This window comes from Rhodospirillales bacterium (genome assembly GCA_016712595.1).
Classification (GTDB): Bacteria; Pseudomonadota; Alphaproteobacteria; order Rhodospirillales; family Defluviicoccaceae; genus Defluviicoccus.
This window is the reverse complement of record JADJQT010000001.1, coordinates 2,080,392-2,093,948: the sequence shown is the minus strand read 5'-3', so window position 1 is coordinate 2,093,948 and position 13,557 is coordinate 2,080,392. Positions and strand designations below refer to the sequence as shown.

General features: G+C 64.6%; 11 protein-coding genes. 3 read left to right on the top strand and 8 right to left on the bottom strand.

Going from position 1 to position 13,557, the window contains the following annotated elements; translation table 11 throughout:
* Positions 1 to 47 precede the first annotated feature (47 nt).
* From atpD to IPK66_09450, 5 genes are all read right to left on the bottom strand, one after another.
* Entirely contained in the window at positions 48 to 1,475 is a 1,428-nt protein-coding gene (gene atpD / locus IPK66_09470; protein MBK8175464.1) for a F0F1 ATP synthase subunit beta, read from the bottom strand.
* A 41-nt stretch (positions 1,476 to 1,516) separates the two neighbouring features.
* Positions 1,517 to 2,410: a F0F1 ATP synthase subunit gamma gene (locus IPK66_09465; GenBank protein MBK8175463.1), complete on the bottom strand. Its 894-nt coding sequence runs from the start codon at positions 2,408 to 2,410 to the stop codon at positions 1,517 to 1,519.
* A 42-nt stretch (positions 2,411 to 2,452) separates the two neighbouring features.
* Positions 2,453 to 3,985 (bottom strand): F0F1 ATP synthase subunit alpha, encoded by a 1,533-nt coding sequence (locus IPK66_09460; protein ID MBK8175462.1) that lies wholly within the window; start codon positions 3,983 to 3,985, stop codon positions 2,453 to 2,455.
* Positions 3,985 to 4,545, bottom strand: a complete 561-nt coding sequence (locus IPK66_09455; protein MBK8175461.1) for a F0F1 ATP synthase subunit delta — start codon at positions 4,543 to 4,545, stop codon at positions 3,985 to 3,987. Before IPK66_09455 ends, IPK66_09460 begins: the two co-directional genes overlap by 1 nt.
* 250 nt (positions 4,546 to 4,795) lie before the next feature.
* Entirely contained in the window at positions 4,796 to 6,973 is a 2,178-nt protein-coding gene (locus IPK66_09450) for a primosomal protein N' (GenBank protein MBK8175460.1), read from the bottom strand.
* A gap of 109 nt (positions 6,974 to 7,082) precedes the next feature.
* Between IPK66_09450 and IPK66_09445 the strand changes: the two genes are divergently transcribed.
* Positions 7,083 to 7,820 (top strand): DUF484 family protein, encoded by a 738-nt coding sequence (locus IPK66_09445; protein ID MBK8175459.1) that lies wholly within the window; start codon positions 7,083 to 7,085, stop codon positions 7,818 to 7,820.
* On the top strand, positions 7,817 to 8,770 hold the full coding sequence (locus IPK66_09440; protein MBK8175458.1) for a tyrosine recombinase XerC: 954 nt from the start codon (positions 7,817 to 7,819) through the stop codon (positions 8,768 to 8,770). Before IPK66_09445 ends, IPK66_09440 begins: the two co-directional genes overlap by 4 nt.
* A gap of 28 nt (positions 8,771 to 8,798) precedes the next feature.
* On the opposite strand, the gene IPK66_09435 is transcribed toward IPK66_09440, so the two are convergent.
* The 3 genes from IPK66_09435 to IPK66_09425 form a co-directional block, all read right to left on the bottom strand.
* A complete protein-coding gene (locus IPK66_09435) occupies positions 8,799 to 9,074 on the bottom strand; it encodes a hypothetical protein (protein ID MBK8175457.1) in 276 nt (91 codons plus the stop codon).
* A gap of 193 nt (positions 9,075 to 9,267) precedes the next feature.
* Entirely contained in the window at positions 9,268 to 10,458 is a 1,191-nt protein-coding gene (locus IPK66_09430; GenBank protein MBK8175456.1) for an MFS transporter, read from the bottom strand.
* A gap of 123 nt (positions 10,459 to 10,581) precedes the next feature.
* Positions 10,582 to 11,994, bottom strand: coding sequence for a dihydrolipoyl dehydrogenase (locus tag IPK66_09425; protein MBK8175455.1), 1,413 nt, complete (start codon positions 11,992 to 11,994; stop codon positions 10,582 to 10,584).
* 284 nt (positions 11,995 to 12,278) lie between these two features.
* Here IPK66_09425 and IPK66_09420 point away from each other — a divergent pair, with 284 nt between their 5' ends.
* A complete protein-coding gene (locus tag IPK66_09420; GenBank protein ID MBK8175454.1) occupies positions 12,279 to 12,791 on the top strand; it encodes a CBS domain-containing protein in 513 nt (170 codons plus the stop codon).
* Positions 12,792 to 13,557 lie beyond the last annotated feature (766 nt).

Below are 13,557 nucleotides of genomic sequence, written 5' to 3'. Positions count from 1 at the left end.
TTCTTCCGGCTGTCCTTCAGTGACGCGTCTCGTTGGCACGATCACGATTAGGCGTCTTCGGCCATCTTCTTGGCTTTATCCACCGCCTGGTCGATCGTCCCGATCATGTAGAAGGCGGCTTCCGGCAGGTGGTCATACTCGCCGGAAACGATCCCCTTGAACCCCTTGATCGTATCTTCGAGAGAAACGAACACGCCCGGCGTGCCGGTGAACACTTCGGCGACGTGGAACGGCTGCGACATGAACCGCTGGATCTTACGGGCGCGGGCGACCGTCAGCTTGTCTTCTTCCGACAGTTCATCCATGCCGAGGATGGCGATGATGTCCTGCAGCGACTTATAGGTCTGCAGGATGCGCTGCACGTCACGGGCGACCTGATAGTGCTCCTGACCGACGACGCGGGGATCGAGCACGCGCGAGGTCGAATCGAGCGGGTCCACCGCCGGATAGATGCCGAGCTCAGCGATCGAGCGCGACAGCACCGTTGTCGCATCGAGGTGGGCGAACGAGGTTGCCGGCGCCGGGTCGGTCAAGTCGTCGGCCGGCACGTAAATGGCCTGCACCGAGGTGATCGAGCCCTTCTTGGTCGAGGTGATGCGCTCTTGCAGCGCGCCCATGTCGGTCGCCAGCGTCGGCTGATAACCCACCGCCGAGGGGATACGGCCGAGCAGCGCCGAAACTTCCGAGCCCGCCTGGGTGAAGCGGAAGATGTTGTCGACGAAGAACAGCACGTCCTGGCCTTCCTCGTCGCGGAAGTATTCGGCGACGGTCAGGCCGGTAAGGCCGACGCGCGCGCGGGCTCCCGGCGGCTCGTTCATCTGGCCGTACACCAGGGCGGCCTTGGAACCTTTGCCGTCAACCTGGATAACGCCCGACTCCATCATCTCGTGATAGAGGTCGTTACCCTCGCGGGTGCGCTCGCCGACGCCGGCAAACACGGAATAACCGCCGTGCGCCTTGGCGATGTTGTTGATCAGTTCCATGATGATGACGGTCTTGCCGACACCGGCGCCGCCGAACAGGCCGACCTTACCGCCCTTGGCATACGGCTCGATCAGGTCGATGACCTTGATGCCGGTGACAAGGATTTCCGATTCCGTCGACTGATCAAGGAAGCTCGGTGCCGGACGGTGAATCGGATACTTGGTCGCGGTGGTGATCGGGCCGCGCTCATCGACCGGATCGCCGATGACGTTCATGATGCGGCCGAGCGTCTCCGGGCCCACGGGGATGGAAATCGGTGCCCCGGTGTCCTCGACCTTCTGGCCGCGGACAAGGCCGTCCGTGGTGTCCATCGCCACCGTCCGGACCACACCTTCACCCAGCTCCTGCGCGACCTCGAGGACAAGCCTGCGCCCTTGAACATCGACGTTCAGGGCGTTGAGAATGTGCGGTAACTCGCTCTCGTCGAAGCGGACGTCGACGACCGCACCCAAGACCTGGGTAATGGTCCCCACGGCATTATTGCTGTTCATTACGAATGCTCCTTCAGATCCCGATTCGGTCGCCCGTCGCGTTATACCGCCTCGGCGCCGGAAATGATTTCGATCAGTTCCTTGGTAATGGCGGCCTGGCGGCTGCGGTTATAAGTGAGGGTGAGCCCCGCGATCATATCGCCCGCGTTGCGCGTCGCATTGTCCATGGCGGTCATGCGGGCACCTTGCTCAGAGGCATAGCTCTCAAGCAAGGCCCGGAAGATCTCCATCGACAGGTATTTCGGCAGCAGCGCCTCGAGCAGTTCGTCCTCTTCCGGCTCCATCTCGTACACCCCGCCTTGCGGCGTCTTATGCGTCTCGGCGCCGCTTGTGATCGCGGCGATGGGGAACGGAATGATCTGCTTGGCGGTGACGATCTGAGAAATGGCCGACTTGAAGGTGTTGAAGACGAGGGTACACACGTCGAACTCGCCCGCGTCGAACATTGTGCGCAAGCGGCGGGAAATCTCGCGCGCGGGGGCGAACTGGGCCCCGTTGCGCGTGACGTTTTCCATCGTATCGAGGATCAGCTTGGCATGATCGCGCCGCAAAGCGTCGCGACCCTTGCGGCCGATCAACAGGAGCTTGACCTCCTTGCCCTCGCGCTGAAGGGCGGCGACGTGACGGCGAACCTCGCGGGCGATATTGCCGTTGAAGCCGCCGGCCAGCCCGCGGTCGCTGGTGACGGCGACCAGCAGGTGCTTGTTGGTCGTGCCGCTGCCGGACAGAAGCTTGGGCGCCGTATCAAGAGTGGGCATGCTGGCGATCAGACCGGAGAGCATCCGTTCCATCGTCTGCGAGTAGGGTCGGCCGAGTTCGGCTGCGCTCTGCGCGCGCTTGAGTTTCGCAGCCGCGACCATTTTCATGGCGGACGTGATCTTCTGCGTCGACTTGACGCTGGTGATCCGCACGCGCAGGTCTTTAAGGCTTGCCATGAGGCAGGTATCCCGTTGGCGAGAACTGTCGTTGCCGAGCCCTTAGGAGAAGGACTTGCCGAAGCGGTCGAGGAAGGACTTAAGGTTTCCCTCGATTTCCGGTGTGAGATCCTTCTGGGTCCGGATCGCCTCAAGAATATCGGCGCCATTGGCCCGGATGCTGTCGAGCATCGCCGCCTCGAAACGGTTCACGTCTTCGATCGGCACGGTGTCTAGATAGCCGCGCGTACCGGCAAAGATCGCGACCACCTGCTCTTCGACCGGAACCGGCTTGAACTGCGGCTGCTTCAAAAGCTGGGTCAAACGGGAACCGCGAGCCAGCAGCTTTTGGGTCGACGCATCGAGGTCCGAGGCGAACTGGGCGAACGACGCCATCTCCCGGTACTGCGCCAACTCCAGTTTGATCGTGCCGGCGACCTTCTTCATCGCCTTGATCTGCGCCGACGAGCCGACGCGGCTGACCGACAGTCCAACGTTCACCGCCGGACGGATGCCCTTATAGAACAGCTCGGTCTCGAGGAAGATCTGACCGTCGGTAATCGAGATGACGTTGGTCGGGATGTAGGCGGAAACGTCGCCGGCCTGGGTTTCGATCACCGGCAGGGCCGTCAGCGAGCCCAGCCCGTGGTCCTTGTTCAGCTTGGCCGCACGCTCGAGCAGGCGTGAGTGTAGGTAGAAGACGTCACCCGGATAGGCTTCGCGTCCCGGCGGACGACGGAGCAGCAGTGACATCTGGCGATACGCCACCGCCTGCTTGGAAAGGTCGTCGTAGAAAATGACCGCGTGCATGCCGTTATCGCGGAAGTATTCGCCGACGGTGCAACCCGTATAGGGCGCGAGATACTGCAGGGGCGCGGCTTCCGACGCGGTCGCGGCGATGACGCAGCTGTATTCGAGCGCGTCGTTATCCTGCAGTGTCTTGACGATCTGGGCAACGGAGGAGCGCTTCTGTCCAACGGCGACATAAATGCAATAGAGCTTCTCGTGCTCGTTGGTTGCGTTGGCGTTGATACGCTTCTGGTTGAGGATGGTATCGAGGATGATCGCGGTCTTGCCGGTCTGGCGGTCGCCGATGATCAGTTCGCGCTGCCCGCGACCGACCGGAATGAGGCTGTCGATCGCCTTGATGCCGGTCTGCATCGGCTCGTGCACCGAGCGACGCGGAATGATGCCCGGCGCCTTGACGTCGACGACGCGACGCTCGCTGCTGTCGATCGGCCCCTTGCCGTCGATCGGCTCGCCCACCGCGTTGATCACGCGGCCGAGCAGGCCCTTGCCAACGGGCACGTCGACGATGTCGCCGGTCCGCTTGACGGTATCGCCCTCGCGGATCGCCCGGTCGTCGCCGAACAGCACGACGCCGACGTTGTCCTCCTCGAGGTTCAGCGCCATCCCCTTGGTGCCATCAGGAAACTCGACCATCTCGCCGGCCTGCACCTTGTCGAGGCCGTAGACCCGGGCGATGCCGTCACCGACGGTTAGTACTGTTCCTACCTCGGCGACTTCGGCCTCGGTGCCGAACGTCGCAATCTGTTGCTTCAGAATGGCGGATATTTCCGCTGCCCGGATTTCCATCACCCGATCCCCTTAATTGCAAAGCTCAACCGGAGCAATTTTGTTCTTAGCGAGCTGTCGATCATACGCGAGCCGATCTTGACGACGAGGCCGCCGAGAAGCTCCGGATCGGTGCGTGTCGTCAAAGATACCTGCGTGCCGTCCACCTGCTTGAGCGCGGCAGCGATCGATGCCAATTGATCGCTCGTCAGTGGCTTGGCCGACGTCACTTCGGCCGTCGTCTCTCCGCGATCGCGGGCGAGACGCCGCGAGAACGCATCGATGATAATCGGCAGCGCGAACAGCCGTCGGTTGTGAGCAACGAGACCCACGAAACGGCGTGTGAGATCCCGGACGCCGAGGTGCTTCAAGATCGCCTCGATGGCTCGGCACTGGTCTGCGCGCGAGATGACCGGCGAGCGGATTAGCCGCTGCAGGTCGCCCGAGGCCTGGATCAGTTCTTGAAGCTGCTTTAGCTCCGCGGCGACCTCGTCGAGCGCTTTGTCGGCTTCGGCGAGTTCGAACAACGCGGTGGCATAGCGTTCGGCGAGGCCGGTGGAGCCTTGGGTTGCGGATGTCACCGGAGAGCGCCCTCTTTGTTGTTGGTTGTCGGGCCTGTTGCGACGGATCGGCCCCAGATCACCCAGATCGCGCGGGTTGCGGGGTCACTCTTGCGACAACGAATAGAATGGTTACTCCGCCCGCGCGGCGCCCTTCTGTAACATACTCGTTTTCGCCATGCAACACGGCTCCGCCGCATCTGCGTTGACGGAAAATCGCCGAAGTTCCGTCACTTATTGCCAGAGCGGACATTGGGGGGCCGCCTCTGGCTCAGAGAAAGCTCTGAGGGTCGATATCGACCTGCACGCGAACGTTTGCCGCGACCGGCGTCGCCGCCTGCCAATTTTTGATGAACGCCGACAGAGCGAACACCCGCGGCGCTTGGACGAGCAATCTGTGCCGGTGACGGCCGCGCAGAAGCGCCAGGGGCGCGGGTGCGGGCCCCAGTACCCGCACACCTTCGACAAGCGGTGCCGAACGGGCAAACGCGCGTGCAGCATCGGTGACTGACTGCTCGTTACGGCCGGAGACGATCAGCGCGGCGAGGCGGCCGAAGGGCGGCATGCCGGTTGCGCGCCGCTCCGCCTCCTCGGCGGCGAGAAAACGCGCGCGATCACCTGACGCGAGTGCTGCGATCACCGGATGTTGCGGCCAGGTGGTCTGCAGCAGCACACGACCGTCGCCGACGCGCCCCGTCCGCCCCGCCACCTGATAAAGGATCTGAAACGTGCGCTCCGCGGCGCGGAGATCGCCGCCGCTGAGGCCGAGGTCGGCATCGACGCAGCCCACCAGTGTCAGCAGCGGAAAGTGATATCCCTTGGCGATCAATTGCGTGCCGATGATCAGGTCGACAGCATGGGCCTCGATCCCGGCCACCAAGCCGGCCGCGGCCGCCGGCCCTGACAGGGTATCGGAGGTGGCAAGGACGGTGCGCGCCTGGGGCAGAAATGCCGCTACCTCGTGGGCCAGTCGCTCGACACCGGGGCCGCAGGCGGAAAGACTATCCACCTTGCCACAGGCGGGACACGCTGGCGGGTACGGCACCGCGTAGCCGCAGTGGTGGCATTGCAAGCGCCCGCTCAGCCGGTGCTCGACCAGCCAGGCGGTGCACGACGGGCAGCGCATCCGGTGACCGCAGGCGCGGCAGAGGGTCAGCGGTGCGTATCCGCGACGATTGAGGAAAAGCAGCGACTGCCGGCCGGCGGCCAGGGTCTCGGCCAGCGCCCGACGCAGCGGCGGCGCCACAAAGCACCCGCGGGGCGGTACTTCCTGGCGCAGATCGATGACGCCCACCGGCGGCGGCGGCGCGCCGCCGGCGCGCTGGGGCAGCGGGAATTCGACATAGCGGCCGGCCCGCGCGTTGACCACCGTTTCCAGCGACGGGGTCGCCGAAACCAGGACGCACGGCACTTCACCCAGGCGGGCGCGGACGACGGCCATGTCGCGCGCGTGATAGGCGACGCCGTCCTCCTGCTTGAACGAGGCATCGTGCTCCTCGTCGACGACAATCAGGCCGAGATCGGCGAAGGGCAGAAACAGGGCCGAGCGTGCGCCGACGACGACCCGTGCGCTGCCGTCGGCCACCCCCCGCCATGTCTGACGCCGCTGCGCACGCCCGAGGTCCGAGTGCCATTCGATCGGCGCTGCGCCGAAGCGCTCGTTGAACCGGCGACGCCACTGCGCGCCCAGCGCGATCTCCGGCAGCAGGACGAGCACCTGCCGGCCACGGGCGAGGGCCTCGGCGACGGCTTCGAAGTAGACCTCCGTCTTGCCCGAACCGGGAACGCCGTCGATGAGGCTCACGGCAAAGCCGTTGCCGATTCGGGCTCGCAAGGCAGCGGCGACAACCGCCTGCGCCGGGGTCAGTGTCAATCCGCTCCGCCGCCAGTCGGGCGCGACCGCTGTTTCGGAGGCAACGTCCACCATCTCCAGGGCTCCCGCCGCCAGCAGGCCGCGAACGACGCCCTCGCCGCACGCCGCTTCGCGGGCAAGCGCCGCCAGCGTGCGCGGCGTTCCGTCGGCGAGCACGCCGAGTATCCGGTCGCGTGCCGGCGTGCGCCTGATCGCGGGCAAGGGCTCACGTCGTCGCAGCGCCTGTGCCGGAGGCGGCGGAATCAGCGCTTCCGGCACACTCATCACCATGCGCAGCACGGCGCCTGGCGAATGCACGGTGTAGCCGGCGACCCAGTCGACGAATCGCCGCGTGACCTTGGTTAATCGCGGGGTTGGCAAAAGCCGATGCACCGCCCGGAGTCGGGTATCGTCGAGCCGTCCTTCGCCCTCACCCCAGACGACGCCGCAGATCGTCCGGCTTCCCAGGGGCACCTCGACGAAGTCACCGGGAATAAGCGCCAAACCGGGCGGAATCCGGTAGTCGTAGGGCCCGGCGAGCGGCAAGGGCAGAAGAACCGCCGCCCGCGCGCCATCATTCGCCCGTCTCCCGCTCATCCCTTCGTGTGCAGCCCGGTCCGTCATCGCCCGCGTTTAAATACCCTCACTGCTCTCGCCGCTCGTTTAGCGTTTCGTCGCAGGTGAGGTAATCTGCTATACGGTCTTTATGAACAAGGACAATGAGAACCGATCGCAGGCGGCGCTGGCCGAGGACGAGGCCGGCCACGACGACGGCCTGTCGGACACACAGGTCATCGCCTATCTGCAACGGCATCCGGAATTCTTCACCCAGCGCGCCGGGTTGCTGCAGGCGATGGTGCCCCCGGCGCGATGGAGCGGCGATACCGTCGTCGACATGCAGCGCTTCATGGTCGAGAGCCTACGCGACGAGATCGCCGGTCTGCGTGACTGCGCCAACGAGGTCATCGAGACCAGCCGCGCCAACCTCGCGATCCAGGGACGAACCCACGCTGCCGCGCTTGCGCTCGTCGCCGCCCCCGACCTCGATTCGCTCGTCCGGACGGTCACCGACGATCTGCCGATCGTCCTCGACGTCGACGTCGCCGTGCTCAACGTCGAGCCGGCCCCCGGTTTGGAATTGATGATCGGCGGCATCGGCCGGCTGCGCGGAGGCGATGTCGACCGCTTCGTCGGTGCCGGTCGCGACGTCGCCCTTTATCGCGAGATGGCGGACGACGGGACGATTTTTGGCGCGGCCGCCGGTCTTGTCGGCTCGGCGGCTCTGGCTCGCGTTCGCTGGAGCGAGGACGCGCCGCCGGCTCTGCTCGCCTTCGGCTGCCGTGACGACGGCGCCTTTCATCCGCGACAAGGAACAGAGTTGCTGCGCTTCCTCGCCAAGGTGCTCGAAGCGTGTCTCGTGCGTCTTCTGCCCATCCCTGCCTGACCACATTCGGGCCCCTGCCCGTCAAGACCGACGTTGCCGGGGCGATCGGTGCGTGGCGCGACTGGCTGACCGCAGAGCGTCGGCTCGCGGTCAACACCCGGGAGGCGTATCAGCACGACCTGGCGGCGTTCATGAGCTTTCTTGCCCGCCACCTCGGCGGCCCCCCCGATCTCGCGGCACTTGCCAACCTGGTTCCCGCCGATATCCGTGCCTATCTCGCGGCGCGGGGCACCGAAGGCTACGCGCGGACGTCGACGGCGCGGGCAATGGCGACGATCCGCAGCTTCTTTCGCTTCCTCGACCGCCGGGGCATCGTGCAAGCGCCGGCGGTGCATGCCGTGCGGACGCCGCGGCTGCCACGCTCCCTGCCGCGACCTCTCAGCGAACGCGATGCACTGGATGCGCTCGGCACCGTCGCCGAGGTATCGGACGAACCCTGGGTCGGGCGGCGTGATATTGCCTTGCTGACGCTGCTCTATGGCTGCGGCCTACGCATCGGAGAAGCGCTGGCGCTTGACAGGGGCGAGGTTATCGGGCGGGACGTGCTGCGCGTCGTCGGCAAGGGTGGCAAGGAACGGATCGTCCCCGTGCTCCCTGCGGTCCGTGACGCGGTTGCGGCGTATCTGTGCGTCTGTCCGGGGGATAACGGGCCGCAAGCGCCGCTCTTCATCGGCGTGCGCGGCGGGCGGCTCGACGCGGCGGTCGCGCAACGGCAAATGCGCCGGCTGCGCGGACATCTCGGCCTGCCGGACTCGGCAACGCCCCACGCGCTCCGGCATTCCTTCGCGACCCATCTTCTTACCGGCGGCGGCGATCTGCGTGCGATCCAAGAACTTCTGGGGCATGCGTCCTTGCGGACGACGCAGCGCTACACCGACGTCGACCGGGCGCGGCTGACGGCCGTCCATCGTGCGGCACACCCGCGGGCAAAGCGGCCCGCGGGCCATTGACAGCAGTAAGGAATTAATCCAGGCCGGATCAGACCATCGCCACCGCGGGAATGCGGCTGACCGGACCACCCAGGCGCTGCGGCGCCGGCAGGGCACCGAGGTGGCCGATGGCCACAATCGCCACACTCGGCAGCGCAAAGATCAGACCTGCCACGAGCCACGAGCAGTTCCAAGCCGCGACGGCGCTGACGATGGCGGCGAGCGTGCCGGCGAGTGGAATATAGGCGACAAACAATGCCACCGGTGCGGCCACCGTCATCGGCAGATTCTGCACGGTTTCGAGACCGGACATGATTACCGACATCTGAACCAATCCGATCATTATATAAGCAATCGCAAGCGCAAGTCTCATCGTATTGCCACCCTGGTAAGAGTTTTATTTGCGCCATATAACGGCAACAGTCGTTAACAGGGGATTAAAATTTATAATTTCTTAATTATATTGAAATAGTATGTGTATCCTGACGAAATTCACGACGCTTTGATGCGAAAGTAGGTCAGTTTTTATCGCCGGGCGGTGCGAGGCGAAGTGGCAACAGGAAGAGCGCCAACGGGCCCAGCGTCCCTACGACGGCCACGGACAGAAAAGCCAGCCCCCAGGACGAAGCGGTCCCACCGCCGCCGCTTGCGTCGAGCACCCGGCCGAAGACGACCGGACCTATTCCGGCGCAGCCGAAGCCGAACAGCGAATGCAGTGCAAGCGTCGCCCCCCGCTGACCCGGCAACGCCGTTTCGACGGAACCCGCGGTCAGGGCCGCCGAGTCAAGCTGAACGAGGAGCGTGTAGGCCAGCGCGAGACCGACGACAAGCGCGTAGGGCGAGGACACCGTGAAGCCGATGCCGGCAGCGGCGGCGGCCGACGCGACCATGACGAGGGCGATCAACCGCCGACGGCCGAAGGAAAGGGCCAGCTCGTTGCCGCCGATGCTGGCGGCCATCGCCACCAGGCCGCTGAGCGTCGCCACCGTCGTCGGCGCGATCCATGCGGCGGGCGTTCCTGCCTGCAGGCCGACGCAGAACGACAGGAACGCGACGAGCCAGGAGCGCAGCGCAAACAGTTCCCAGCAATGAACACCGTAGCTCACGATGTAGGACAGCGCGGCACGGTTGGCGAGAACCGGGCGAATATCGAGGACGCCAAGCACGCCGCGTCCATCTCCGGTGCGGTCAACCGGAGCGTGCTCGGGCAAGGCGGGGCCGAGCGCCAGTGGCACAACGGCGGCGATCAACGCCGCCGCCGCAGTCGCCGCGAAGGCCGCGCGCCAGCCGAATTCCGTGGCCAACTGGCCGGTAAGGAAGAACGAGAACGCCGTACCGAGACTGAAGCTCGCCGTATAGAACGATATGGCACGAGATGGCGTCTCGCCGCGATAACGATCGACGAGGAGACGCAACCCCGGCATGTAAGTGGCTGCCAGCGCGATTCCGGCGAGAACCCGGAAGGTCAGAGCCGACCAGAAGCCATCGGCGAAGAGGGAGAAGCCGACGGCGGCCAGCGCCGCGAGGAGCGCGCCGGCGACGTAGATACGCCGCGCATCGATGCGATCGGTCAGCGCTACGATCGGCGGCGCGCTGAGCGCATGCGCGGCGAAATAGAGGCCGGAAATCCAACCGGCCTCGGTATTCGAAAGTCTCCATTCGTCGACGAAGTTCGGAAGCAACGCCGGAAAGGCGAACACTCCGGCCATGGTCAGCACTTCGGCAGCGCACAGCGATAGGATCAGCAGACGGCCGTGCACGAGGGCATGTTCACCGGTGGCGACGCGGGCGAACCGTCTTGCCCCGACTTGGACATCGGCGAGAGACGGGGCTCAGATGTGGATCGCCCGGCCATCGACGGCGAGCGCCGCTTCCTTCATCGCCTCGGCAAGCCCCGGATGGCCGTGACTGGAGCGGGCAACATCTTCCGCCGAGCCGGCGAATTCCATGGCGACGACCAGTTCCTGGATGAGGTCGCCGGCCTCGGGGCCGATGATATGGGCGCCGAGAATGCGATCGGTCGCGGCGTCGGCGAGGATTTTCACGAAGCCGTCCGTCTCGGCATTGCACCGCGCCCGGCTGTTAGCGGTGAAGGGAAACTTGCCGACCTTATAAGCAATGCCGTCGGCCTTGAGTTGCTCCTCGGTTCGGCCGACCGCCGCCACTTCCGGCCACGTATAGACGACGCCCGGAATCGCTTCGTAATTGACGTGGCCGCTTTCGCCGGCGATCAGTTCCATGACCGCAACGCCTTCCTCTTCGGCCTTGTGCGCCAGCATTTTGCCGCCGATGACGTCGCCAATGGCGAAGATCCCGGAAACGTTGGTTTGAAAGTCATGGTCGACGGCAATGAAGCCCCGATGATCCGGGGTAATACCAACGTTGGCGAGCCCCAGTCCGTCAGTGTTCGGCCGCCGCCCGACGGAGACCAGCACGACGTCCGCTTCGATCGTCTCGCCGTCGCCGCCCTTGACCGGCTCGACGGTGAGAGAGACCCCTGCCTCGCCGAGGTTGGCGCCGGTCACTTTGGTCGCGAGCTTGAAGGCCATGCCCTGTTTCTGCAGGATGCGAAGCATGGACTTGGCCACCTCGCCGTCCATGCCGGCCATGATCTGATCGAGGAACTCGACGACGGTGACCTGCGCGCCCAGCCGGCGCCATACCGAGCCGAGTTCGATGCCGATGAACCCGCCGCCGATCACCACCAGGTGCTGCGGCACCCGTTCGAGCGACAGCGCACCGGTCGAACTGACGATGCGCTTTTCATCGATCTCGATGCCGGGCAGCCGCGCGACGTCGGAGCCGGTGGCGATGACGATGTTCTCGGCTCGCAGCACGCGCGCATCGCCGCCATTCTCGGGCGTGACGCTGACCTCCTCGGCCGAGAGGATTGTGCCGTGGCCGAGCACGTGCTCGACCTTGTTCTTCTTGAACAGGCCGGCAATGCCCTGGGTCAGGGTCTGCACCACCTTGGTCTTGCGGGCCAGCATCGCTTCGAGATCGAAGCCGACGCCCTCGACCTTGATGCCGTGATGGGCGAATTCCTTGGCCGCCTCCTCGTAGAGGTGGGAGGACTGCAGCAGCGCCTTCGAGGGGATGCACCCCACGTTCAGGCAGGTGCCACCCAAGGTCGAGCGCTTTTCGACACATGCCACCCGCATGCCGAGCTGCGCCGCCCGGATCGCCGCCACGTAGCCGCCCGGGCCGCCACCGATCACCACCACATCGAACTGATCATCGCTCATCGCTGCTGCCCCGGCCGGTCAAACGTTTGGATTTACCGCGACGAAGATCGCAGGACGCTCATCATCGTGCGCCGCCGCCCGCCCCTTCCGCGAGGGAGGATCTTCACTAGCGCACTGCCCCCCCCATCGCAAGCCTGCCGGTGGGCGCCGGTGGCGGCAGCGACTGTTTCGCAGTACACTGGAAGTCAAGATTAAGACGTTTTCCAAAACGGCAATGGATCGAAGCCTGGTCATGCCGAGAGTAACAAAGGGAGAAAGGTTCAATGCGGATCGTTAAGGACCTGATGGTCCCGCTCGAAGAGTACACCCGCGTTCCGGACACCGCGTCGCTGTACGATGCCGCCAAGGCATTGGAGAAGGCGATGGTCGGCCCCCTAGCCGATCCGTCCCGGCCAAGGGACCGCGCCGTCCTCGTGCAGGCTTCGGACGGCCGCGTCGTCGGCAAACTGTCGCAATGGTACATTCTGCGCGGGTTGGAGCCGCGCTACTCCCGTTCGTTCGACCCCCTGGTCATGGTCGACGAATATTTCTCCTGGACACATCCAATGTTCGCCAATCTGGCAGAGAAGTCGCACACCATCAGTGTCAGAGATCTGCTGCGTGACCATACCAGCGCCGAGACGATCGAGGAGGATGCGCCGCTGGATCAAGCCGCTCACCAGATGGTTCACGGCAATTTTCTATCCTTACTGGTCATGCGTGACAAAAATATTGTTGGTATCCTGCGGCTCAGCGACGTCTTCAAGACGATTACTGCGATGCTCGATCCGGTGAAAGCGCAGCCCATCTCCGCCTAGCGGCGGCGGCGCAACTGGCGTAGTCGGAAGAGCCAAGGCGTATTCCGACGCATGCTTCTAGGCTCCAGATAAGTAGACATGCGCGGATTATGGGCGTTGCCCTAATGTCCGCGCCTCTCCCTCAATGAACATAAGCAGCTTCCGCTTTCGGCGACGGCCAAGCAACGTAAATGGCGAAACGCGTGATTTCAAACTACGGCTCTGCCCGGTCCGGAGCGACAATGCCTCAGCCCGTAGGGTGCGGTAAGCGAACGCGCACCGCACCGCAAGCGACCGAAGCCGCTTGGCATGCCTTGCCTCCAATTCCGCCCCTCCCGCCAGTGCCAGGTTGGTCCCGGCCATGCTGGTCGCAGGGGGACTTTGGTACGGGCGGGTGAATACGTGGAAGCGCCGCCGGGCCGTGGCGGCGGCGTTGCGATCGACAGGTGTACTTGCGTTGACGGACACCTTTCGCCAGGGTATATTCTCGTTTTGTTCTTAAATGGCGTAAAGGCAGAGCATTGACGACAAATGATGACGCACGATGACAGATGGCCTCTTCTGCTGCGGATAATTTCGTCGTTTCAATGACTTAATTGGTCAGAACTGACACCTTACCGGGCGTAACTTGGAACAAAGCCGTCCCGATCTACGCCTCGATCCGCCGCGTAGGGAAACCCGTAGAGTGCGGTGAGCAACTGCGAACCGGACCGCAAACGACGCACTCCACTCGGCATGCCTCGGCACCGGATTCGTCCGGGCCATGCCGCTCGTGTAGCTTCTTCGG